Origin of the sequence: Pseudomonas sp. NPDC088429, assembly GCF_044753305.1 — a bacterium.
Taxonomy (GTDB): domain Bacteria; phylum Pseudomonadota; class Gammaproteobacteria; order Pseudomonadales; family Pseudomonadaceae; genus Aquipseudomonas; species Aquipseudomonas rustica.
In genome coordinates this window covers 296981-321010 of record NZ_JBIVMX010000001.1, presented here as the reverse complement: position 1 = coordinate 321010, position 24030 = coordinate 296981, and the positions used below count along the sequence as shown (strand labels likewise).

Here is a 24030-nt window from a genome sequence, read left to right as displayed (position 1 = left end):
AAACCAGCTTTCTTCAGCCACTCCCCGGCGGTACTCGCCGCCGGCCATTGGATATGCGAATCGGAAACGCGCAGGCGATCAATGATCTGTTTGGGTCCCCGATCGGGATGTTCGTTTTTCTTGGCCAGCAACTTGGCGATGATTTCGTCGGGCGTTTGATGAGGACAGTTCAACGGCTTGCGCGATTGCTCTTTCAAGCCATCTACGCCCAACGCTGCGTATCGTTCCAGCCACTTGTCGATGGTTGGACGGCTGACGCCATAGCGCCGGCTTAATTGGCTCTTGGTGTAACTGCCGCCAAGCCAGTCGCTGACTAACTTCACTCGTTGATCCATTGGGGACTCTTGATTCCAGGGCATGGTCAGCACCTCCTGACCATGATTGATACCTGTAAACCATGTCCCCGGTCTCAAACGTAAAGGATGTACCCGGTCTTTACCCACCCTAGCCCTCTCCCAAAGGGAGAGGGGACTGATTGGGGGATATTGGGGAAGTACACCGACTTGAATGATCGGTAGGGAATCCATAATCGACACAGCACATCCAGGTCGGCGCATGACGCCAGACACCTCGGTCTGCTCCCTCTACCCCTGGGAGAGGGCTGGGGTGAGGGGCTCTTGCCGTTCGGCTGTCCACCCCCCGCAAACACATCACTTGGGCTATACCTGAACCGGTCTCTTCGCAGTCCTCAGGAGAAACCCCCATGAAAACCTCCGGCCCCAGCCCTGTCATCAACCTCGAACAACTCGTCGGTTGTCTGCTGGTGAAATTCCACGGCATCCAGGTCGCCGCTTCCTCACACGTGCTGATCCTCAACGAAGCCAATTACCCGCCGGTCTATTACGTCCCCCGCGAAGACATCGACGAAAAGTATTTCGCCCGCACCGACCACACCAGTTATTGCCCGTACAAGGGCGACGCCAGTTATTTCAGTCTGCAAATCCCCGGACACGAAGGCGCCAACGCCGTGTGGACGTACGAAAACCCCAAAGTCTCGGTCGCGCCGATCCGCGATTACGTAGCGTTCTACCCCGATCAAGTGAAGTTCGAAGTGATCAAGGCCGAGCCCTAGTAGTTCAGGTCGATAAACGGCTGATCCAGTTTCGCATCGGGGCCGAGCCGCAGAATCGTCTTCAGCGTGGTGGTCATCGCGTTCAAGTCATTATCAAAACCACCGTGCGAGGTGTCTGCTTTGGTGCCCGGCCCATAGGTCATTTTCACGTCGTTGTAGAGGTGCAGGGTTTTCGCCGACTCTGCACTCAAGCCGTTGCCGGTCAGGGCAAAACCTGTGGGGATTTTGTTGCCCCAGTAGAAGTTGTTCCATTGCACGGTCATGTCCTGCGCGGCGATGTTCCACTCGCACAAATCAGGTTTGCTGAAGTCCTGATACGCGCCGTCGAGACTCTTGGCCATGCCGAGCAACGGCATGCGCTGCAATTCTTCATAGGAGCGCGACACCAGATAGAGCAGCGACTTGTGATAGACACCGATGACGTTGTCATCCTGCTCGCGGTTGTCCGACATCATGTGCAGGTGGAAGTCCTTGCGCTTGAGGCCGCCGCCCTCGATGACTTTGCGGAAGGTCGAGTTGGCGAAGTCGAGCGTGCAGGCTGGCGCGAGCAGCGTTGAAGTCGCAATCGTCAGGCCTCTCGCCCAGAGCAACTGGATCAGGTGGCCATTAATCAGCGAGCCGGCGGAGTGGCCGATCAGGTGCAATTCGATCTTGTCGGCGCCGACATCCGCCGTGAGTTTTTTCAGATTGTCGGCCGTTTCAATCAGCCCGCGCGGGGTGAAGCCGGCCACCGACGCGGCTTCGGCGTTCTGCTTCATCTGGCTCCACTGATCGCCACCGAGTTTTTTCGTGGCCATTTCCACCGTGCGATCCAGACCTTCGGTGGCTTTGTCCTTGATCACTTTGAACACGTCGCCCAAGCCACCTGAATCTGGAAACAGGCCGGGCAGGGCATCTTTGACGATGTCGGTCAGCGTCTCCAGCACCCCGGTGCGCCAAGTGATGAACAGCGGATAGACGCCGTTTTCGAGGAAGTACGGCGCCATCGCGCAAATGCGTTTGATCGAATCCTGCTCCGAGTTGAGCCCGCCGTGGGCGTAGATTGCGATGCGCAGAATTTTCGGTTTTTGCCCGGCGGGGAGTTTGTCGAACCAGGCCTTGGGCGATTCGCGGACGATGCGCGCAACAGCGGCGCGCACGTTTTCCACATCGGTCAAGCGTGGGCCGATGCTGCCGTTGTTTTCCATGACGATGGTCAGCCCGTAAGCCTGATCGTTGGTCAGTGCGGCCGGGCCTTTGCGGGCGGCTGTCGGTGCTTCAGCGGAGAACAGCGAGACGCCTTCACGCTTGGCGCTGGAGGTCGGCAAGGCATCACGGAACACCGATTCTCCCTGCGCTTTATCGAGCCGCGCATTGCGCGAAATCGCCCCGTGTCTGATCGGCACACCGAGGCCCACGGCCCAGGCATCGGTGCCGTTGGCCAGCCAGTCCTCGTAGGTGAGAATCGCAAAACCCGAGTAACCCCAATCGGTCGACCAGGAGTTCTGCACGATAAATCCATCGTGGGTGTAGCCGATCAGCGCGAAGGCGTGGCCGCCCTGAGGCTTGGCGTTCCATTTGATCACCGGCAATTGCGCCGTGCTCTGGAAGGCTTTGGTGTTGGCCTTGGGTTTGAGTGCCCAACCGGAATGCACATTGGCCGACACGTACAGCGCGCCGGTTTCGTAGAGCGCCGCCATCATCGACGTGATGTCGTCTTTTTCCACACGGTAATAAACCCCGAGCGGGCGAGTGACGGCGTCTTCCGCCCAGTTCGGCGCGGGGGCTTCAAAGTCCGGCACCGAGCCGTCGGCGGCGACGGTGTAGGGCCACAGACTTTTCTCGCAGACGCCGTGCTTGTGCCAGCCCTTGAGCGCGCCACGGCAACTGGAACCGGCGTAATCCTCGCCAGGCCATTCGTCGTAGAGCTTGGCCAAATGGTAGAGCTGGCGCGGGCTGGTTTTCACCGAATCGCGATCGCGGCGCCACAGCAAATAGTTGATCACGGCGGACAGGCCGAACCCGGTGCAGGCGCCTTCCTTGCCTTGGTACAGCACCATTTCGCGACCGAGATAATCGGCCAGTTGGCTGCTGACTTCAGCGTCTGCCGGGAACGAGGCGGGCAGTGATTGCACGCGCGCGGTGAAGATCCGGTCGCGCAGGTCGAGGCGATCAGGACGGGCGTCGAGGGTGATGGTGGTTTGCGCGAGGGCGAAGCGGGAGGCGGGCATGATGGAGTGCTCGATTCGACCCCACGTCACCAACGCAGTCCTGCGCCGCAGGGATTAAAAAGGGTGAGGGTTATCGTAGACGAGATTTGGCGGGTGGGCGCGAAACGCGATGGCCGAGCTGAGCCCCTGTGGTGAGGGGATTTATCCCCGATGGGTTGCGAAGCAGACCCAATGCCTTCAACTCGGTGTGTCAGGTACACCTTGGTTGCAGGTTTTGGGGGCGCTTCGCAACCCAGCGGGGATAAATCCCCTCGCCACAGGTTTTCTTTCTATTGGGAAATAATGGGTGGAGTTAGTTTTTATCGAGGTCGATGTTTTTGGTCTCACGTAAAAAGATCATCCCCACCACCAGGCTCACGCCGGTAATCAACACCGGGTACCACAGCCCATAAAAAATATCCCCGGTGTACACCACCAACGCAAACGACACCGTTGGCAGAAAACCGCCGAACCAGCCATTGCCGATGTGATAAGGCAGCGACATCGAGGTGTAGCGGATGCGCGTCGGGAACAGTTCAACCATCAGCGCCGCCAGCGGCCCGTAGCACATGGCCGAAATAATGATCAGCGCCACGATCAGCGCGACAATCATCGGCTTGTTGATCTGTTGCGCATCGGCCTGTTGCGGGTAGCCGGCGAGGGTGATCGCGCCGCGCAAAGCGGCTTCGTCGTAGCCGTCGAGCTTCACGTCACCGACGCTGATTTGTATCGCACTGCCAGCCGGCGCAGCGACGCTGGAGTAGGGCAGGCCTTGCTTGACCAGGAAGGTTTTCGCCTTGTCGCACGGACTGTCGAATTTCGCCTTGCCGACCGGATCGAACTGGAAAGTGCAGGTCGCCGGATCCGCCATCACCGTGATCGGCGCCTGACGGCTGGCCTGATCGATGGCCGGGTTGGCGTAGTGCGCCAGCGATTTGAAGATCGGGAAGTACAGCGCCGTCGCCAGCAGCAGGCCGAGCATCAGCACCGGTTTGCGTCCGACCTTGTCCGACAGCCAGCCGAAAATGATGAAGAACGGTGCACCGATCACCACGCTGATAATCAGCAAGGTGTTGGCCACCGCCGGATCCATTTTCAGGAACTGAGTGAGGAAGAACAGCACGTAAAACTGCGCTGCGTAGAAGGTCACCGCTTGCCCGGCGTTGATGCTGAACAGCGCGATCAGCACGACTTTGAGGTTTTCCCATTTACCAAAGGATTCGCGGATCGGCGCCTTGGAGGTTTTGCCTTCTTCTTTCATTTTCAGATAGGCCGGCGACTCGTGCAGGCTCAGGCGAATCCAGGTGGAAATGCCCAGCAGCACGATCGACAGCAGGAACGGAATGCGCCAGCCCCACACTTCAAACTGATCGCCAGTGAAGTAGCGGCAACCGAGCACGACGAGCAACGACAGCAACAGGCCGAGGGTCGCGGTGGACTGAATCCAGCTGGTGTGGAAACCGCGTTTGCCGATCGGCGCGTGTTCCGCCACGTAGGTCGCCGCGCCGCCGTATTCACCGCCGAGCGCCAGGCCCTGAAGCATGCGCAGCACCACCAGAATGATCGGCGCGGCGATGCCGATGCTGGCGTAGGTCGGCAGCAGGCCGACGCAGAACGTCGCCACGCCCATCAGAATGATCGTCGCGAGGAAGGTGTATTTACGCCCGATCATGTCCCCCAACCGCCCGAACACCAGCGCCCCGAACGGCCGCACGATAAAGCCTGCGGCGAAAGCCATCAGCGCAAAGATGAACGCCGTGGTGTCGTTGACCCCGGCGAAAAACTGCTTGCTGATCACCGCCGCGAGGGCGCCGTAGAGGAAGAAGTCATACCACTCGAACACCGTCCCCAGTGATGAAGCGAAGATGACTTTTTGTGTGTCGTTGCTGGTTGTGGCGCTGCTCGCAGCGGCCAGCGGATGAGCGTGTTCTGACATATCGGTATCCCTCACAGTGATTGTTTTTGTTGTTCCACTGATGCTCGATGTCCATGAATCAAACGCATATCCCTGTAGGAGCTGCCGCAGGCTGCGATCTTTTGATCTTGGTTTTGATTTCAAAAATTCAAAGTCAAAAGATCGCAGCCTTCGGCAGCTCCTACAGGGTTTGGGCCAGTTCCGGTTTTGCGGTGCTGCTCTTGGTGGTTGGGTTGAGAATGAGTTGTGCGGCTTTCTCGGCAATCATCAGCGTAGGCGAACAGGTGTTGCCCGAGGTGATGCGCGTCATGATCGAGGCGTCGGCGATGCGCAAACCGGGCACGCCGTGAACGCGTAGTTGCGCATCGACCACCGCGTCACCGTCATTGCCCATCCGACAGGTGCCGACCGGGTGGAAAATCGTCGTGCCAATCGTCGCCGCTGCCTGATGCAATTCTTCTTCACTTTGCAAACTCGCACCCGGCAAATACTCGACCGGTTTGAACGCTTGCAGGGCCGGGGCGCTGACGATCCGCCGGGTCAGACGAATCGCATCCGCCGCCACACGCAAATCCTCTGGATGACTAAGGTAGTTGGGTTGAATCAGTGGCGCTTCCTGCGGATCCGTTGAACGAATTTCAATTCGCCCACGACTCTGCGGACGCAGATCGCAGACAGAAGCAGTAAACGCGGGAAAGCTGTGCAACGGCTCGCCAAAGCGCTCCAGCGACAACGGTTGCACGTGATATTCCAGATTCGCCGAGGTCTGCTCCGGCCCCGAACGCGCAAACGCGCCCAACTGACTCGGCGCCATCGACAGCGGCCCACTGCGGTCATACAAATAACGCAGACCCATGCCCATCTTGCCCAACACACTGCCGGCGATCTGATTCAGGGTGCGCGCGTTTTCCAGCTTGTAGATCAGCCGCAGTTGCAGGTGATCCTGCAGATTGCCGCCGACGCCCGGCAACTCATGAATCACGCCGATACCAAGGCGTTCAAGCAGCGGTCGCGGGCCAATTCCGGAGCGCTGCAAAATGCTCGGTGAACCGACCGAACCGGCGCACAACACGATCTCTTTGCGCGCCTTGAACTGTTTGACCTGACCTTCATGCCGCGCACTGACTTTTGAGGCGCGACCGTTCTCCAGCAGGACACGATCCACCTCAACCCCAGTCAGCACCGTCAGGTTCGCCCGGTCGCGTACCGGTTTCAGAAACGCCTTCGCCGCGTTCCAGCGCACGCCGGATTTCTGATTGACCTGAAAGTAGCCGCAACCCTCGTTGTCGCCCTGATTGAAGTCATCGATGCTGGCGATGCCGCTCTGTTCCGCCGCACTGCGAAACGCATCGAGAATCGGCCACGACAAGCGCTGTTGTTCGACCCGCCATTCGCCCTTGGCACCGTGAAAATCAGCGGCGCCGGCAAAGTGGTTTTCGCTCTGTTTGAACAGCGGCAGCACGTCGTTCCAGGCCCAGCCCGGATTGCCCTCGGCCGCCCAGCCGTCGTAGTCGTTGGCCTGGCCGCGCATGTAAATCATGCCGTTGATCGACGAGCAGCCGCCCAGCACTTTGCCGCGCGGATAGCTCAGCGCGCGGCCATTGAGGCCGGCTTGTTGTTCGGTTTTGAAGCACCAGTCGGTGCGCGGATTACCGATGCAGAACAGGTAACCCACAGGAATGTGAATCCACGCATAGTTGTCGCGTCCGCCGGCTTCGAGCAGCAACACGCGCTGCTGCGGATCAGCCGACAGCCGATTGGCCAGCAAGCACCCGGCGGGGCCGGCGCCGACCACGATGTAGTCGAATTCATCGAGGGAAGTCTGCATTCCCTGACCTCACTTATTGTTTTTGTTGTCGGACACTCTAGTTGTTAGCTTTCGTCAAAAGAATGTTAGTTTTTGCGCAGCCGCTGTGCGTTTTTAAACAGCCTCACTAGACAATAGCCGACAAGGACACAGCATGTTCGACTGGAACGACCTGCGGTTTTTTCTCGAACTGCAACGCAGCGGCCGCCTGCTCACCGCCGCCCGGCGCCTCAACACCACCCACGCCACCGTCGCCCGCCACATCGAAGCCATCGAAAAAAGCCTCGGCACTGCTTTGTTTGTCCAGCATGCGCAGGGCTATGAGATGACCCCGGCGGGGGAGGCGCTGCTCAAGCATGCGGAGGCGATGGAGAACGTCGCGTTGCTGGCGCAGGAAGAAATCACTCAATCGACGGCGCCGCTGGGCAAGATTCGCGTGGGCGTCACCGAAGGGCTGGGCATCAAATTCCTCGCCAGCCGCATGATCGGCTTGTTCGAGCGCTATCCGGGACTGGAAGTGGAATTGGTCGCCGTGCCGCGATTTGTCAGCATTCTCAATCGCGAAGCGGAGATCAGTATTCATCTGGAACGGCCGGCGGCGGACATGCTGGTCACACGCAAACTCACCGATTATCGATTGGCGCTCTATGCCAGCCAAAGCTACCTCGACAAAGCGCCGCCGCTGCAAAGCCGTGAAGATTTGGGCCGGCATGCGTGGATCGGTTATGTCGACGATTTGCTGTTCAGCCAGGAACTGATGTTCCTCAACAGCTTCTGCCGCAGCCCTCGGGTGGTGTTTCACAGCACCAGCGTGATTGCCCAGCAGGAAGCGGCGCGGTCGGGGTTGGGGATTGCGGTGTTGCCTTGCTACATGGCGGCGTCGGATCCTGATCTTGTGCCGTTACTGCCGGATGAGAGCATCGAGCGCAGCTACTGGATCAGCACACGGCGGGAACTGCACAAGTCGGTGCGGCTGCGGGTGGTTTGGGACTATGTGGTGGGGTTGTGTGAAGCCGAACAGCACCTGCTGCGCGGCTAGCCTGACACACTAAAATCCCCCCTGTGGGAGCGAGCTTGCTCGCGAAGGCGTCAGCCCAGTCAAAACAACTGTGACTGACCCACCGCTATCGCGAGCAGGCTCACTCCTACATGGGTTATCTGTCGTGTCCAAATATTGTAGGCACCACCAAACCTTGTAGGAGTGAGCCTGCTCGCGATGAGGCCAGCCCTGAAAAAACCAATTCAGCGCTGGATCAAAAATCCCATTTCGTCGTCAGCATCACATTGCGCGGCTCGCCGTAGAACGTGGTGTCGAAGTTGCCCAGCCCCGTCAGGTACTGTTTGTCGAACACGTTGTTGGCATTCACCGTGAAGCTCAGGTTTTCGTTGTACTGATAACGCGTCATCAGGTCGACGAGGGTGTAGCCACCTTGCTTGATCCGCGTGTAATCGCCGGCCGGGGCGCTGTAGATGTTGCCGTAGAACGCGCTCTGCCAGCTCACGCCGCCACCGACGGTAACCTTGTCCAGCGCACCGGACAGTCGATAGGTGGTGAAGGTGCGCACCACATGCTCAGGTTTAGTGGTCGACAGTGGGTACCCGTAAATGCGCTGCTCATCGGCATCGCGGGTGCGCGCGTAGGTGTAGCCGGCGGAGACGTTCCAGCCCTCGGCCAGTTCGCCGGCCAGTTCCAGTTCCACGCCTTGGGTGGTCGCGCCGTCGATGGATTTGTAGATGCCTTCGTTGGTCACCGGGTTGGTGCCGATCGATTCGGCGACGCCGTCCTGTTCGATGCGGAAGAACGCCAGCGCGGCATTCAATCGACCGTCGAAATACGCCGCTTTCAAGCCTGCCTCATAGCTGTCGCCTTCGACCGGGGCGAGGGTCGAACCGTTGATGTCCTTGTAGGTCTGCGGCTGGTAGATGCTGGTGTAACTGGCGTACAGCGAGTAGGTGTCGTTGAGGTCGTAGAGCAGCCCGGCGTAAGGCGTGACCACACCGTGTTCCTTGTAACTGGCGTGGGTATCGTCCAGCCCGGCGCCGGGGATGTAGCCGTAATCTTCGTTGTACTTGAAGGTGCTCAAGCGGCTGCCGAGAATCACCGACAGGTCGTCCGTCGGGTGTAGGCGCGTGGCCAGGTACACGCCGTTCTGGCTTTGGGTGCGCTCGTATTTACCGTTCTTCGGGAATTGCTGTTTCGGCAGTTCACCGTTCCAGTCGTAAATGCTCCCCGGTACTTGCGAGAAGGCGCTGGTGTCGTAGGTCGAACCGGTCTGGCGCGAGTGCGCGGTCATCACGCCGGCAATCAGCTCATGCTCGCGACCGCCCAAGGTGAACGGGCCGGAGACGTTGACGTCGGCGGTGTTCTGCACGCGATGGCCTTCCCAGCGGCCCCAATACAAGAACATGCCCTCGCCGGTGGCGCGATCAGGATTGCCACCGCTGGCCGAGGCGAGTTGCGTATCGTGATCGGTAGTTTTCTGGTCGAGGCTGACCTTGAATTTCCAGTCATTCGCCAGAGCCTGCTCCAGCGAGGCGAAGTAGGTGATGTTGTCGAAATCGCGGCGGCTCCAGTCAGCACCGGAGTTGAAATGACGCGGGAATTCGGTGCGGCCGCCATCGCTGAAGTACACCGGGTTGCCAGTCCAGGAACTGCCGCGCGGCGTGGTGCTGGATTTGTCGATGCCGAAGGTCAGCAGGGTGTCGTCGCTCAGGTCGGCTTCGAGGATGCCGTAGAACAGGTCTTTCTTCTGGCTGTAGTGATCGAGGTAGGAATTCTTGTCCGAATAGGCACCGACAAAACGCCCGCGCACGTTGCCCGAATCGGTCAGCGACCCGGAGATATCGCCGACGGTGCGATAGGCATCCCACGAACCGACGGTGCCGCTAATTGACGCTTTGAATTCCTTGGTCGGCTTCTTGCGGATCAGATTGACGGTGGCCGATGGATCGCCGTTACCGGTCATGAGGCCGGTCGCGCCTTTGATCACTTCGACGCGATCAACGCTCGCGGCGTCGTCACCGTTGTTCGGGTTTTCGCCGTACACGCCGTCGTACGGAATGTTCACGCCGTCGTACTGGAAATTAGTGATAGCGAAGCCGCGCGCGGAAAACTCAGTGCGGTCGCTGTCGTACTTTTGCGTGGAAATGCCGGGGGTGTTGCGCAGTGCATCACCGACACTTTGCACGCCGCGATCGTCCATTTGCTGGCGGGTGATGACCGTGACCGATTGCGGTGTTTCGCGAATCGACAGCGGCAAGCCGGTGGCCGACGACGTCGCGCCGGTGGTGTAGGAATGGGTGTCTTCGGTGACCGCACCGAGGCCTTGCGCGGAAATATTGGTGGCGCCCAGTTGCAGGGCTTCATCGGTTTTAGCGACGGTTTCAGCGGCATGCGCGTGAAGGCTCAGCAGGGCCAGCGCCAACGGGCACAAGGCAAAACGAAAACGGACGTGCGACATGGAGATCCCTTTGCATCGAATCGATCGGTAGTTGAAGTGCTTCTGAGGGGTTAACCGAACGAGAACGGCAAAGGGGAACTGCGTACATAAAATTAATGCCCCCTGTGTAGGAGCTGCCGAAGGCTGCGATCTTTTGATCTTTAAAATCAAGATCAAAAGATCGCAGCCTTCGGCAGCTCCTACACAGGGTGTGGTTAGCAGGTTATGTTGAGGCGTTCATGCCACTGCGCAATGGATTCTTCGGGGTAGACGTCGAACTGCTTGTCCTTGGCTTTGGCGTCGACTTCGACCCACGGCGCCTTCGAGCCGAGCATCAAGTGCGTGTGTTCCGGCGGTACCGGCAACGCGGTGTCGATGGCCGAGGCGAACGGGTGGATCAGCTCCGGCCACTCCGGGCTGAACAGCCACAAACCGCTGCCGCACAATGCGCAGAAATGCCGTTCGGCGCTGCTGCGGTGAGCGCGTTTTTCGCCTGGGTCTTTCATCTTTGCGTGGTAAATCGTGATGTTCTTGCGACCCTGCACCTTGAGCGTGGTCGCGTCGCCGCCAAGGTTGATCGCGTAACCGCCGCCGCCCTGGGTTTTGCGGCAGATCGAGCAGTAGCAGCGTTGATACGGATAGGGGTGGGCGCTGGTCAGGCTGAACGTGACCGCGCCGCAGTGGCAGGAGCCTTCGAGGTGCATGATGGGGGCCTCCGGTTGGCTGGGATGGTTCGGGTTAGCCTAGAAGAGTTGTGGTGAATGTGCCGCCGCCTTCGCGAGCAAGCCCGCTCCCACATTTTGAAATGCATGCCCCTGTAGGAGCTGCCGCAGGCTGCGATCTTTTGACTTTGGTTGGTCAAACAAGACCAAAAGATCGTAGCCTGCGGCAGCTCCTACTGGACTGGCGCAGTCCGGCCGGTCAGCATGTCCGCCTAAAAACAGGGATCAACAACCCATGCGACGACTCCCCTCACTGGCCGCGCTGCGAACCTTCGAATGCGCCGCTCGTCACGCGCATTTCGGTCGCGCTGCTGCCGAACTGTGCGTCACCGACAGCGCCGTCAGCCACCAGATCCGCCAGCTCGAAGAACAACTCGGCGTCTCTCTGTTCATCCGCGAAGGCCGGCAAATCCGCCCGACCATCGCCGCTGGCCGCCTGATGCAAAGCCTGCAGCAAGCTTTCGAATTGATCGGCGACGCCTGCGATGAATTGCGCGATCCATCCTCGCTGGCCGTGCTGCGCCTGGCCGTGACCGCCGAACTTGCGCAAAAGTGGCTGATGAGCCGCCTCACCGATTTCTACGCGCGCTACCCGCACATCACGTTGCACCTCTACGAACAACCAATCGACGCCAGCGGCCCCGGCGAAGACATCGACCTCGCCATCACCTACGGCACCGGCCCGGTCGACAGCAGCGCTTACTTCGTTCGACCGTTGCCGGCGCTGCAGTTCTTCCCGGTGTGCAGCCCCGGCCTGTTCAACCAAGGCACGCTGAAGACGCCCAAGGATCTGGCCCGCCACTGTTTGCTGCACGATGATCAGGACGGTAAGACCTGGACCGCGTGGCTCACCAGCCATGCCGGCGATCAGCGTCCGCAGCGTCAGTTGTATTTCGCTCACGCGGGTTTGGCGCTGGAAGCCGCGGCGCAAGGGCAGGGCGTGGCGATGGGCGACAACCTCACCGCGCAGGAAGATTTGCAGAGCGGGCGGCTGGTGCGGCCATTTACCTCCAGCATGACTGCGCTCGGCCAATACGCGCTGGTCTGCGAACGGGTGCGCATGGAGCGTCCGGCGGTGGCGCAGATGCTTGAATGGTTCAACGATCAGCTCGCTGATTGATGAGTTGAATTCAACTGTTCCGCAATATTCATCGTTGGCGGGCCCTCCGCCAACGCCCGTACCGTGTGGTCATTCCCATCGCGAAGACGAGGTTTGACCATGGCACGTTTGCTCGACTCCACCCCTAAACACGACGGCTTCCGTCTGCCCGGCGAATTCGAAAGCAAGTCCGGCTGCTGGCTCGGCTGGCCGGAGCGCACTGACGTCTGGCGCAACGGTGCCAAGCCTGCGCAGAAAGTCTGGGTGCAGATCGTTACCGCCATCTCCCACAGCGAACCGGTCACCGTTTGCGCCTCCGCTGCACAATTCGCCACGGCCCGTCGCCAGTTGCCGCCGCAAGTGCGCGTGGTCGAGATGACCTGCAACGACACCTGGTTCCGCGACAGCGGCCCGTGCTTTGTGGTCAATGATCAGAGTGGCGAAGTGCGCGGCGTCGATTTCGAATTCAACGCTTACGGCGGCCTCGACGGCGGTCTCTATTACCCGTGGGACAAAGACGATCAGATCGCCAGCAAAATCCTCGAAATCGAACGTTTCGACCGTTACCGCGCACCGTTGATCGCTGAACTTGGCGGCATCCAGAGCGACGGTCAGGGCAGCATCCTCACCACCGAACAGTGCCTGCTCAACCGCAATCGCAATCAGCATCTGGGCAAAGAGGAAGTCACCCACCGACTCACCGATTACCTCGGCGCCGAACAAGTGATCTGGCTGCCACGCGGCTGCAAGTTCGACGAAACCGACGGTCATGTCGACGATCTCGCCTGCTTCATTCGGCCCGGTGAAGTGGTGCTGCAATGGACCGACAATCGCGACGATCCGCAATGGGAAATCTATCAAGAGGCCTACGACATTCTGCGCAGCACCCGCGACAGCCGTGGCCGTGAACTGATCGTGCATAAACTGCCGCAACCGGACGTGCTCGAATGGACCGCCGAAGAAGCCGAAGGACTGGATCAGCAGGACAGCACCCACACCCGTCAGGCCGGTACGAAAATCTGCGCGTCGTACATCAACTATTACGCCGGCAACAGCTCGATCGTGGTGCCGCTGTTTGGTGATCGTCAGGACAAAGTCGCGATGGCGACGCTGGCCGAACTGTTCCCGCAGCACAAGATCGTCGGCATTGAAAACTCCCGGGAAATTCTGCTTGGCGGCGGCAACGTGGCGTGCATCACCATGCCGCAGTACGCCTGCACCCCTGACCATAAGAAGGGAGCGTGACCATGCGCCTGCACAAACTGACTCAAGCGTTATTGCTGGTGCTTGCACCCTTGTGTGTGCAGGCTGCCGACACCGCCAAACCGGTGGTTAATTTGTACATCTGGGGCGAGTATCTGGCCCCGGATACCTTGAAGAATTTCGAGGCAAAAACCGGCATTCATGTGGTTGCCGATCATTTCGATTCGCTGGAAACCGTCGAAACCAAACTGCTCACCGGGCGCAGTGGCTACGACTTGGTGCTCACCGCTGGGCAGCATCTGTCGCGGGCCATCGAAAGCGGTGCGATCCAGCCACTGGACAAGGCGCGGGTGCCACACTTTGCCGGCGTCGGGGAAGAGTTCCGTCAGCACATGGCGGTGTTCGATCCGGGCAATCGTTACGCGGGGATCTACGCGTGGGGCACCACGGGCGTGGGCTATCAGGAGGAGGCGGTCAAAAAGCGTTTGCCCGATGCGCCAAAGGACAGTTGGGCGATGCTGTTCGATCCGGCGGTGGTGTCGAAATTCGCCGACTGCGGGGTGAGCCTGCTCAATGATCCGAATGAAGTGTTTGCGGCGGTCATGAAATACATGGGCCTGGACATCAACCGGCAGAACCTAGATGACCTGAAACTCGCCGAGCAGCAACTGGCGAAGATTCGTCCGTATATTCGCTACTTCGACAATGACCTTAACATCAGCGATCTCGCCAACGGCAACACTTGCGTGGCGATGTCGTGGAACGGCAACGTGGCGATTGCCGCTGGGCAAGCGGAGGCGGCGAACAAGCCGTTCAAGCTCAGTTACCGGATTCCGAAAGAAGGCACCTTGATCTGGTTTGACGCGATGGTCATTCCCAAGGATGCACCGCATCCCGAGGCCGGGCTGGCGTTGATGGATTATCTGATGACGCCTGAGGTGATGGCGCCAATTACTGACACCATCCATTACGCCAATGCGATCACGGCGGCGGATGGTTTGGTGGATGCATCGATTCGCAATGATCCGGGGACGTATCCCTCGGCAGAAGTGCGGGCTACGTTGTATAGCAAGAATGACAATGGCAAGGCGTTCAACCGGGCGTTGATTCGGGCGTTTAGCCGGTTGAAGTCAGGGCTCTGAGATTTGTGTTGGATGTCCCGACGCCTTCGCGAGCAAGCTCTGCTCCTACATCGGAATGCATGCCCCTGTAGGAGCAAAGCTTGCGCGCGAAGGCGCCAGTCCAGACAACCAAAATCCTGAATCAGCTACCACCCTCAGTCCGCCGACTACTCACCTCAGCCGGCACATCATCCCCCGCCATACGCTTGCGAAACAACGCCGCCCGCGCCAGCAATAATGTGGTCACCGGCACCGTGATCGCCAGCAAAATCGGGATCAACCATGCATGCAGCACCGGCCCCGACTTAAGCGCCGAGAAGCAAATGATCGACGCCAGCGCCACACACCAGGCGCCCAACGTCGAAGCCAATGCCGGCGGGTGCATGCGCTGAAAATAATCCTTCATCCGCAGCAATCCGGTCGCACCGATTAGCGCAAACACACCGCTGAGCACCAACAGGATCGCCACCGGAATCTCGACCCACAGAGACAATTCAGCATTCATTCGATCACCTCGCCACGCAGCAGAAATTTCGCCAGGGCAAACGAGCCGACGAAGCCGAACAGCGCGATCAGCAGCGCCGCTTCGAAATACGTGTCACTGGAATAGCGAATACCCAGCGTCAGCATCATCAGCATCGCGACGATGTACAGGTAATCCAGCGCCAGTACCCGATCCTGCGCCGAGGGGCCTTTGAACAGGCGAATCAGCGTCAGCACCATGGCCAGCGAAAACAGGAACAGCGTCAGCAAAATCGCGTTCGACAGTAATGGGCTCATTCGAAGATCTCCATCAACGGCCGCTCGTACGTGGTTTTGAAGTGCTCGATGAAATGCGCCTCATCGTCCAGATCCCAAACGTGCAGCAACAAAATGCTGCGATCCAGCGCCAGTTCCGACCACACCGTGCCGGGCACCACGGTGCAGATTGCCGCGAGCGCAGCCAGACCGTTGGCGTCGCGCAGATCCAGCGGCACTTTGATAAACCCGGAGCGAGGTGGGCGGCGCCCGGCATTGAGTACGCCCCAGGCCACGATCAGGTTGGAAGCCACCACGTCGCGTCCTACCACCAATAGCAGGCGCAGGATCGTCAGCGGACGACGAATGCGCACCTGCTTCGGGCGTAATTTGCGCATCATCAGCGGTGCGCAAAAACCGAGGATCGCACCGATCAGCAGATTGCCCGGGCTGACCGACAGATTCAGCACCAGCCATAGCAGCCACAGCGCCAGCGACAGCAACGGTGCAGGAAAGATACGCTTCATGGCTGCACCTCCAGCATCGCCGCTTTGGCTTCCGGACTTGGTACGGCGCGGGTGCCCAGCACCGCCATCACGTACTGCTGCGGATTGTTCAGCGCATCGGCGGTGGCCTGGGTGAAACGCATCAGCGGCTCAGCCTTAAAGGTGAGGACGATGCTCAAACCCAGCAGCAGGAAAATCGGCGCGCATTCGAGTTTGCGCAGCAGCGGCGAAGGTCGTTCCTCAGGCGTCCAGAAACGCTGAATACCCAAGCGCGAGAACGCCATCAACGAGCCCAGCCCAGAAAGAATCAGCAATGCCAGCAATGCCCATGCGGCCATCGAAATCGGCTCTCCGGCACCCAGTCCCAAGGGATTGAGCAGGGCGCTTATCAGGTTGAGTTTGCCGATGAATCCGGACAGTGGAGGCATGCCGATGATCAGCAGGGCGCAGGCGATGAAGCTCAAGCCGAGAAACGCCATCGTCCACGGGATGACCTGGCCGACCACGGCTTTTTGCTCGTCGTCGAGGTTGATGCCTTTGGGCGGTTGCAAGGATTCTTGCGGGCGCGGCAGCATGTCGCTTTCGTCTTCCAGCGGGATTTCGTTGGCCGAGCGCGAACGTTCGATCAACTCTGCCAGCATGAACAGTGCGCTCAAGGCCAGCGTCGAGCTGACCAGATACAACAGCGCCGCGCCGATCAGGTTCGGCTGAGCGAAACCGACCGCCGACAATAGAATCCCGGCCGACACCAGAATGCTCAGGCTGGCCATGCGCTCCAGACGTTGCGCCGCGACAATCGCCAGCGCGGCGCAGGCGATGGTCACCATGCCGCCGTAGATCAGCCATTCGCCGCCGAAGTACGCCGAAGCACCGGCCTGCCCGGAGAACAGCAGCGTCCACAGACGCAGCAGGGTATAAACGCCGACCTTGGTCATGATCGCGAACATCGCCGCGACCGGCGCACTGGCCGAGGAATAGGCCGGCACCAGCCAGAAGTTCAGCGGCCACATGCCGGCCTTGGCCAGAAACGCGACAGCGAGAATGCCCGCGCCCGCATGCAGCAAGCCACGGTCGGCTTCCGGCACCAGCGGAATTTTCAGCGCCAGATCCGCCATGTTCAGCGTGCCGGTGACGCCGTAAATCAGCGCCGCGCCAATCAGGAACAGCGACGAGGCCAACAGGTTGATAGAGATGTAATGCAGCCCCGACGACACCCGCGCCCGACCCGAGCCGTGCAGCAACAGGCCATAAGACGCGGCGAGCAAGACTTCGAAGAACACGAACAGGTTGAACAGATCCGCCGTGAGGAAGGCGCCGTACAGGCCCATCAACTGAATCTGGAACAGCGCGTGGAAGCTCGAACCGGCGCCGTCCCATCGCGCCATCGCGAAGAGCAGGGCGCTGACGCCGATAATCCCGGTCAGCACCAGCATCAGCGCCGACAGTCGATCGACCACCAGGACAATGCCGAACGGTGCCTGCCAGTTGCCCGGCAGGTACACGCCGATGGAGCCGGGCACGCCGGTGGTTTGCGTCCATTGCAGCAGCATCACCGAAATGAACAGACCGACGAGGCTGGAGAACAGGTTGATTTTCGCCTTCAGCGGCCGGTGCCGTTCGCCGAGCATCAACATGATGGCGGCGGTCAGCAGCGGCAGCAGAATCGGTGCGGCGATCAGGTGAGTCATCGCCATCATTCTTTAGGCTCCCGGCCATCAACGTGGTCGGTGCCGGTCAAGCCGCGCGAAGCGAGCAGAACGACGAGGAACAGCGCGGTCATGGCAAAGCTGATAACGATTGCGGTCAGCACCAGCGCCTGTGGCAGCGGGTCGGTGTAGTGCAGCAAGTCCTGAGTCACGCCGTCCTTGATCACCGGCTCCTTGCCGATAAACAGGCTGCCCATGCTGAAGATGAACAGGTTGACGCCGTAGGACAGCAGGCACAGGCCCATGACCACCTGGAACGTCCGTGGCCGCAGGATCAACCAGACGCCGGACGCCGCGAGGACGCCGATGGCGATTGCGATGACTTCTTCCATCAGACGGCTCCTTTGCTGGCGACGGACTTGGGCAGCGATGCGGTCTTGTGGCCCCGCACCGATTGGTGGGCGAGGGCGGTGAGGATCAACAGCGTTGAACCCACTACTACGCCGTATACGCCGACGTCGAAGAACAGCGCGCTGGCGATATGGTTGTCACCCAGCACCGGCAAGCTGAAATGCCAGGTGTGCGTGGTGAGGAACGGATAGCCGACCAGCATCGCCCCCAAACCGGTGACGGTGGCGAACAGCAATCCGGTGCCCATCCAGCGCAACGGTCGCAGGCTCATTTGCGCCTCGACCCACTGCGTGCCGGCGACCATGTATTGCAGGATGAACGCCACCGACATCACCAGACCGGCGACAAAACCGCCGCCCGGCTGATTGTGCCCGCGCATGAACAGGTAGAACGACACCACCAGCGCAATCGGCAGCAGCAGGCGTACCAGCACCGCCGGCACCATCATGAAACCGAGCGCGGTGTCGCTGGCCGAACGCGGGTTTACCAGATCGGTGACCACGTCGGGTGCCAGCAGGCGTTGCTGAGCCGGCAACTGCATGCTTTCTTTCGGTGGGCGGAAACGGCGCAGCAGGGCGAACACGGTCAGCGCCACGGCGACCAGCACGGTGATTTCACCGAGGGTGTCGAAACCACGGAAATCCACCAGCATCACGTTGACCACGTTGCTGCCACCGCCCTCGGGCATGGCGCGGCTGAGGTAGAACGAGGAAATGTCGTTCGGCGTCTGCCGCGTGAGCATCGCGTAGGACAGCAGCGCCATGCCGCCGCCGACGGCAATCGATAGCAACAAGTCGCGCAGACGACGAATGCGGGCCTTGCGCAGGGTGCTCGGCAACGGCGAAACCTCTTCGATCCGTCGTGGCAGCCAGCGCAGGCCGAGCAGGATCAGCACCGTGGTGACCACTTCAACAGCCAGTTGCGTCAGCGCCAGATCCGGCGCGGAGAACCAGACGAAGGTCACACAGGTCATCAGGCCGCAAACGCTGACCATGGTCAGTGCGGCGAGACGGTGATACTTGGCCTGCCAAGCGGCACCGAGGGCACAGGCGATCGCCAGCAGCCACAGGGTCACGAAGACGATGGAGCCTGGAATCTTCGGCCGGTCGCCCCAGCTCAGCGTGCTGTGCAGCATCGGGATCAGACCGGCGAGCACCGCGGCCAGCACCATCAGGAACAATTGCATCTGCAGACGCTTGGTGCCCAGACGCCGCTCGACGCGACGGGCCATGCGCATCATCACCACCAGGCTGCGTTCGAACAGGCGCTTGCCGTTGAAGCGTCCCACCAGTGGCGGGTATTTGAATCGGCCGAGTTTGAACTGGTTGCGCAGCAGCAGGTACAGAACGATGCCGCCGGACATAGCGATCAGGCTCATGATCATCGGCGCATTCAGGCCATGCCAGATCGCCAGGCTGTATTCCGGCAGCACACCACCGACCACGGGCAGCGCCGCAGCGGCGAGGAGCGGGCCGACGATTTGCGCCGGGAAAATTCCCACCAGCAGGCAAGTGAACACCAGCAACTCAACCGGCGCGCGCATCCAGCGCGGCGGTTCGTGCGGGGTGTGCGGCAGGTCGGTGGCCGGCGGGCCGAAGAACACATCAACGGTGAAGCGCAGTGAGTAAGCGACGCTGAACATGCCGGCGATGGTCGCGACAATCGGCAAGGACATTTCTACCCAGGCCGTGGCATTGATGAACACGGTTTCGGCGAAGAACATCTCTTTCGACAGGAAGCCGTTGAGCAACGGCACGCCCGCCATCGAGGCGCTGGCAACCATGGCCAGGGTCGCGGTGTAGGGAATCAGTTTGATCAGGCCGCTGAGTTTGCGGATGTCACGGGTGCCGCTCTCGTGGTCGATGATGCCCGCGGCCATGAACAGTGAGGCCTTGAACGTGGCGTGGTTGAGGATGTGGAACACCGCCGCGACGGCGGCCAGCGGACTGTTAAGACCCAGCAGCAAGGTGATCAGGCCGAGGTGGCTGATGGTCGAGTAGGCCAGCAATCCCTTGAGGTCATTCTGGAACATCGCGCAATACGCGCCGAGCAGCAGCGTACACGCGCCGGCGCCGCTGACGATGTAGAACCATTCTTCGCTGCCGGACAGCGACGGCCACAGGCGCGCAAGCAGGAACACCCCGGCCTTGACCATGGTCGCCGAGTGCAGATAAGCAGAAACCGGGGTCGGCGCCGCCATCGCGTGGGGCAGCCAGAAGTGGAACGGGAACTGCGCACTTTTGCTGAGTGCGCCGATAAGAATGAGGGGCAGAAGGATAGGGTAGAGGGCATGTGCGCGAATCAGATCGCCGGCGGCCAGGACCTTGTTGAGGTCATAGCTGCCAACGACATGGCCGAGAATCATGACCCCCGCCAGCAGGCATAACCCGCCGGCACCGGTGACCATCAACGCCATGTAGGCGCCACGTCGGGCGTCGGCGCGGTGGTGCCAATAGCCGATCAGCAGGAACGAGAAGAGGCTGGTCAGCTCCCAGAAAAATACGATCTGGATCAGGTTGCCCGAGATCACCAGGCCGAGCATGGCGCCCATGAACGCCAGGAAAAACGCGAAGAAACGCGGCACCGGGTCATCCGGCGACATGTAATAACGGGCATATAAAGAAACAAGTGTGCCGATGCCGAGCACCAGCATCGAGAACAGCCAGGCGAAGCCGTCCATGCGCAGCACGAAGTTCAGACCGAGGCTGGGCAGCCACAGGAATTCTTCGCGGATGACGCCGCCGTGGGCGATTTGCGGGTACAGCATCGCGACCTGGACGGTACCGATCAGAGCGACCAGACCTGCCAACAGGGATTCGGTGTTACGCGCGTTGTGTGGCAGCACCGCTGCCAGACAGCTGCCAATGAATGGCAGAAGCAGTAGAACTATCAGGGACATAGGCTTCTAATCTGCGGAAGTTTGTGAAGCATCATACGTGCCAGCTCCCCGATCACCAAACGCCAGGATGTCTCAGAATCCTACAAAGTAGTCTGAATATTTCGGTTTAGCATTGTTTCGAGGGAATCACAGGGGGTTAAAAGATCGCAGCCTTCGGCAGCTCCTACAGGGGATCATTCCAATGTAGGAGCTGCCGAAGGCTGCGATCTTTTGACCTTGCTCTCAGAGACCGCTTTCACGCTCCAATTCGCGATCATCCTCTTCAGCAGCGACTTTACCCTTGCTCTTCAACTCACTGACAATCACCGCCGCGACAATCAAACCAGCCCCGACCAGCGCAATCGCCGGCAACCGCTCGCCAGCAATTCGCCCGACAATCCCGGCCCACACCGGCTCACCGGCATAGATCAACGTCGCCCGAGTCGGCGAAACGCTCTTCTGCGCCCAGTTCATCGCCACCTGAATTGCCGCACTCGCAGCGCCCAGACCCAACGCGGTCACCAGCAACGTCCAGGAAAAATCCGGAATCAATTCGCCCGTGGGCACCACCAGCAGGAACGACAACACCGACGTTGTCGCCAACTGCACAACCGTCACCCGGCGCACATCCACCTGCCCGGCGTAAGTGCTGATCAAAATAATCTCGGCGGCAATCGCGATGGCGCTGATCAGCGTGGCAATTTCACCCGGACTGAAATTCAGCGAAGCCCCCGACGGCCCCGACAACAACATCAAGCCGGTGAACGCCAGCATGATGCCAATGCTCGGCATCAACCCCGGCCGCCGCCCCAGCACCAGCCATTGCAGCAGCGGCACGAACGGCACGTACAACGCGGTAATGAACGCCGACTGGCTGCTCGGGATCGTTTGTAGCCCGACCGTCTGCAAGCCGTATCCGAGCATGATCGCCACGCCAATAAAGGCGCCGGCTTTAAGCTCGAACAGGGTCAAGTCGCGCAGATGACGCCATGAGAACAACGCAACGATGCACGCTGCCGCGGCAAATCGCAGGCCGACGAAGAACATCGGGCCGCTGACCGTCATTGCGTGCTGCACGAGCAAAAAGGTGCCGCCCCAGATCATGGTAATCAGCACCAGCACGCACTCGGCCTTGCTGAATCTGGAGAAACGGAGGGAAGTGGGGGAGCTGTTCAACGACGTCATGACCTTGCGCACTATAAAAGGCAGGACGCACAATGCGCCCAACGTTGCGCAGTATACTGCCCAACCTCACCGAGTGAGCAATATAGTGCCCAAAGATTCCGCCCCAAGAACGTCCGTCCTTCAACACGTCAGCCACAACGTGAGACGTCTGCGTCACGCTGCCGACATGAGCCAGACGGCGCTGGCCGAGAAATCCGGAGTCAGTCGACGGATGCTGGTAGCGATCGAGGCCGGGGAAAAGAACGTCAGCCTGACCACCCTCGACCGCGTCGCCGCCGCGCTGGAAGTGGCATTCAGCGATCTGATTCAAGCGCCCGATGCGCGCGATCCGAGCCGCATCAACGAACTGGCGTGGGCCGGCACGCTGCCGGGCAGTAAAGCCGTGCTGCTGTCCAAAGCCACCGCCACCCGAGAAGTCGAGCAGTGGGAATGGTGTCTGGCGCCGGGCGAGGTGTATCCGTCGCAACCGGATGCCGAGGGCTGGAGTGAGCAGATTTATGTGTTCGAAGGGTGCCTGACGCTGATGCTCGGCGACGTGCCGCAGCATATTGGTACAGGGGAGTTTTTTATGTTTGCGAGTAATCAGCCGCATACCTATCGCAATGACGGGGATGTGCCGGCGCGGTTTGTGCGCAATGTGGTGATTTGAATGGAATACAGCGCAGACATCCTGATCATCGGCGGTGGCCTCAGCGGTACGATGCTGGCAGTCCAATTGCTGCTGCTACCCGGCCAACGCAAGATCCTGATCATCGAACCCCGCGCCGAACTCGGTCGGGGTGAGGCCTACAGCGCGGTCGAATTGGGCCACACGCTCAACGGCAACGCTGCACGAATGAGCGTTGATCCAGACAACCCTGACGACCTCACACAATGGCTGACCGAGCACATCGCGGCGGGCGGTTGGCCTGAGTCTGCGGAGCAGAATGTGCCAACCAGCGAGCTGTTCCCGCCGCGCGGATTATTCGGCGTCTACGTGCAGCAACGTCTGGCCGAAGCCCGGGCGGTCGGCGCTCGATATGGTTCGGTCGTCGAGCATGTACGCTCAGAAGCTGTTGATCTGCAGGTGCGCGAAGATTGCGTGCAGATCACTTTGAGCGATGGACAGAACCTGCAAGGTTCATTCGCAGTCATCGCTACGGGCATGTTTCCCGCGGCACGCACGCCGCAGACCGAATCCAGTGGGCTCAACGCCGCTGCGCTGGATCCGTGGGACGTCGCGGCCATGCGCCAGCTCGATCCGCAATCCACCGTGCTGATCATTGGCTCCGGCCTGACCATGGTCGATGCGGTGGTTTCGCTGGAGCAGGCTGGTCATCGCGGGCCGATCGAAGTGTTTTCTCGCCATGGCTTGCTGCCGCACGTACGCCGGCAACCGCCACCGTGGGTGGATTTTCTCGCCGAGGATCACAGCATTCGAACACCACGGCAGTTGCTACGCGAGTTGCGCCGCCATTGTCGTGAGGCGATCGCGCAAGGCATCGACTGGCAGGCTCCCCTCGATACTGTTCGGGCACATATCGGACGGTTGTGGAGTCAGGCGACTGACGTGCAGCGGCGACAATTCGTACGGCATGTGCGGCCATGGTGGGAAAGCCATCATCATCGTTCGCCGCCGTTGAGTGCTGAATTGCTGGCGCGGTTGCACGGTGAAGGGCGGCTGCGGATTCAGGCTGCATCGTTTAAAGGGCTAGAGCCGACAACTGATGGTGGCGTGAATATTCGCATCCGCCGTCGTGGCGAGGTTGAGACCACTGTGGTTCACGGTGCAGCGTTGATCAACTCCAGTGGCATCGAGTACGACTGGCGGCGCGTGGCGCGTCCGTTGCCAAAGCAATTGCTCGCGCGTGGATTGGTGCAACCAGGGCCGTTGGCGTTGGGGATTGCGGCAGTGGATGGCGCGGTGATGGATGCGGAAGGGCGTGTAGCCAGTCGACTGTTTGCGATGGGCCCGCCGTTGCGGGGGATGTGGTGGGAGAGTACGGCGGTGACGGATGTGGCGTTGCAGGCGAAGGCTTTGGCGATACGGCTGTTGGGTTGAGGGTGTTTGCGCTGACCTCTTCGCGAGCAAGCCCGCTCCACACTTGGAATGCATTTC

At 60.2% G+C, this 24030-nt stretch carries 20 protein-coding genes; 7 read left to right on the top strand and 13 right to left on the bottom strand.

Annotated features, from left to right (window positions below):
* On the bottom strand, positions 1–359 hold a 359-nt coding region (locus ACIP66_RS01610; RefSeq protein WP_400644712.1), incomplete at its 3' end, for a helix-turn-helix domain-containing protein.
* A gap of 344 nt (positions 360–703) precedes the next feature.
* Between ACIP66_RS01610 and ACIP66_RS01605 the strand changes: the two genes are divergently transcribed.
* A complete protein-coding gene (locus ACIP66_RS01605; protein ID WP_159815188.1) occupies positions 704–1072 on the top strand; it encodes a DUF427 domain-containing protein in 369 nt (122 codons plus the stop codon).
* Here ACIP66_RS01605 and ACIP66_RS01600 read toward each other — a convergent pair.
* From ACIP66_RS01600 to ACIP66_RS01590, 3 genes are all read right to left on the bottom strand, one after another.
* Positions 1069–3282, bottom strand: coding sequence for a C1 family peptidase (locus ACIP66_RS01600; protein WP_400644677.1), 2214 nt, complete (start codon positions 3280–3282; stop codon positions 1069–1071). The genes ACIP66_RS01605 and ACIP66_RS01600 overlap by 4 nt on opposite strands.
* 292 nt (positions 3283–3574) lie before the next feature.
* Positions 3575–5197 carry an MFS transporter gene (locus tag ACIP66_RS01595; protein ID WP_212549214.1) on the bottom strand — a complete coding sequence of 541 codons (1623 nt, stop codon included), beginning with the start codon at positions 5195–5197 and terminating at the stop codon, positions 3575–3577.
* A gap of 160 nt (positions 5198–5357) precedes the next feature.
* Positions 5358–7004 carry a GMC family oxidoreductase gene (locus ACIP66_RS01590; RefSeq protein WP_400644674.1) on the bottom strand — a complete coding sequence of 549 codons (1647 nt, stop codon included), beginning with the start codon at positions 7002–7004 and terminating at the stop codon, positions 5358–5360.
* 133 nt (positions 7005–7137) lie between these two features.
* Here ACIP66_RS01590 and ACIP66_RS01585 point away from each other — a divergent pair, with 133 nt between their 5' ends.
* Positions 7138–8022, top strand: coding sequence for a LysR family transcriptional regulator (locus tag ACIP66_RS01585; protein WP_400644672.1), 885 nt, complete (start codon positions 7138–7140; stop codon positions 8020–8022).
* Between the two features lie 214 nt (positions 8023–8236).
* Here ACIP66_RS01585 and ACIP66_RS01580 read toward each other — a convergent pair whose 3' ends face one another.
* On the bottom strand, positions 8237–10444 hold the full coding sequence (locus tag ACIP66_RS01580; RefSeq protein WP_400644670.1) for a TonB-dependent siderophore receptor: 2208 nt from the start codon (positions 10442–10444) through the stop codon (positions 8237–8239).
* A gap of 194 nt (positions 10445–10638) precedes the next feature.
* Positions 10639–11127: a GFA family protein gene (locus ACIP66_RS01575; RefSeq protein ID WP_400644667.1), complete on the bottom strand. Its 489-nt coding sequence runs from the start codon at positions 11125–11127 to the stop codon at positions 10639–10641.
* 253 nt (positions 11128–11380) lie between these two features.
* On the opposite strand from ACIP66_RS01575, the gene ACIP66_RS01570 reads away from it, so the two are divergent.
* The 3 genes from ACIP66_RS01570 to ACIP66_RS01560 all read left to right on the top strand — a co-directional run bounded on the left by ACIP66_RS01570 (position 11381) and on the right by ACIP66_RS01560 (position 14589).
* Complete coding sequence (locus ACIP66_RS01570) at positions 11381–12265, top strand: LysR substrate-binding domain-containing protein (protein WP_159814128.1); 885 nt, start codon at positions 11381–11383, stop codon at positions 12263–12265.
* Between the two features lie 99 nt (positions 12266–12364).
* Positions 12365–13489, top strand: a complete 1125-nt coding sequence (gene aguA, locus ACIP66_RS01565; protein WP_400644664.1) for an agmatine deiminase — start codon at positions 12365–12367, stop codon at positions 13487–13489.
* A 2-nt stretch (positions 13490–13491) separates the two neighbouring features.
* Entirely contained in the window at positions 13492–14589 is a 1098-nt protein-coding gene (locus ACIP66_RS01560) for an extracellular solute-binding protein (RefSeq protein WP_159814126.1), read from the top strand.
* A 121-nt stretch (positions 14590–14710) separates the two neighbouring features.
* Here the strand turns inward: ACIP66_RS01560 and ACIP66_RS01555 are convergent, their stop codons facing one another.
* The 7 genes from ACIP66_RS01555 to ACIP66_RS01525 form a co-directional block, all read right to left on the bottom strand.
* A complete protein-coding gene (locus ACIP66_RS01555; protein WP_053121325.1) occupies positions 14711–15073 on the bottom strand; it encodes a Na+/H+ antiporter subunit G in 363 nt (120 codons plus the stop codon).
* Complete coding sequence (locus tag ACIP66_RS01550; protein ID WP_003225959.1) at positions 15070–15348, bottom strand: K+/H+ antiporter subunit F; 279 nt, start codon at positions 15346–15348, stop codon at positions 15070–15072. Before ACIP66_RS01550 ends, ACIP66_RS01555 begins: the two co-directional genes overlap by 4 nt.
* Positions 15345–15833, bottom strand: coding sequence for a Na+/H+ antiporter subunit E (locus ACIP66_RS01545; protein WP_053121323.1), 489 nt, complete (start codon positions 15831–15833; stop codon positions 15345–15347). Before ACIP66_RS01545 ends, ACIP66_RS01550 begins: the two co-directional genes overlap by 4 nt.
* Positions 15830–17509 (bottom strand): monovalent cation/H+ antiporter subunit D, encoded by a 1680-nt coding sequence (locus ACIP66_RS01540; RefSeq protein WP_400644658.1) that lies wholly within the window; start codon positions 17507–17509, stop codon positions 15830–15832. The genes ACIP66_RS01545 and ACIP66_RS01540 overlap by 4 nt, the downstream gene beginning before the upstream one ends.
* Entirely contained in the window at positions 17506–17850 is a 345-nt protein-coding gene (locus ACIP66_RS01535; protein WP_007910763.1) for a Na+/H+ antiporter subunit C, read from the bottom strand. Before ACIP66_RS01535 ends, ACIP66_RS01540 begins: the two co-directional genes overlap by 4 nt.
* Positions 17850–20768, bottom strand: coding sequence for a monovalent cation/H+ antiporter subunit A (locus tag ACIP66_RS01530; RefSeq protein WP_400644655.1), 2919 nt, complete (start codon positions 20766–20768; stop codon positions 17850–17852). The genes ACIP66_RS01535 and ACIP66_RS01530 overlap by 1 nt, the downstream gene beginning before the upstream one ends.
* Before the next feature lie 222 nt (positions 20769–20990).
* A complete protein-coding gene (locus ACIP66_RS01525) occupies positions 20991–21932 on the bottom strand; it encodes a DMT family transporter (protein WP_400644652.1) in 942 nt (313 codons plus the stop codon).
* Between the two features lie 85 nt (positions 21933–22017).
* On the opposite strand from ACIP66_RS01525, the gene ACIP66_RS01520 reads away from it, so the two are divergent.
* Positions 22018–22581, top strand: a complete 564-nt coding sequence (locus ACIP66_RS01520) for a helix-turn-helix domain-containing protein (protein WP_053121314.1) — start codon at positions 22018–22020, stop codon at positions 22579–22581.
* The gene (locus tag ACIP66_RS01515; RefSeq protein WP_400644649.1) at positions 22582–23973 is read left to right on the top strand and encodes an FAD/NAD(P)-binding protein; all 1392 of its coding nucleotides are present in this window, start codon (positions 22582–22584) and stop codon (positions 23971–23973) included. It begins immediately after the preceding gene.
* The last annotated feature ends 57 nt before the right edge of the window (positions 23974–24030 follow it).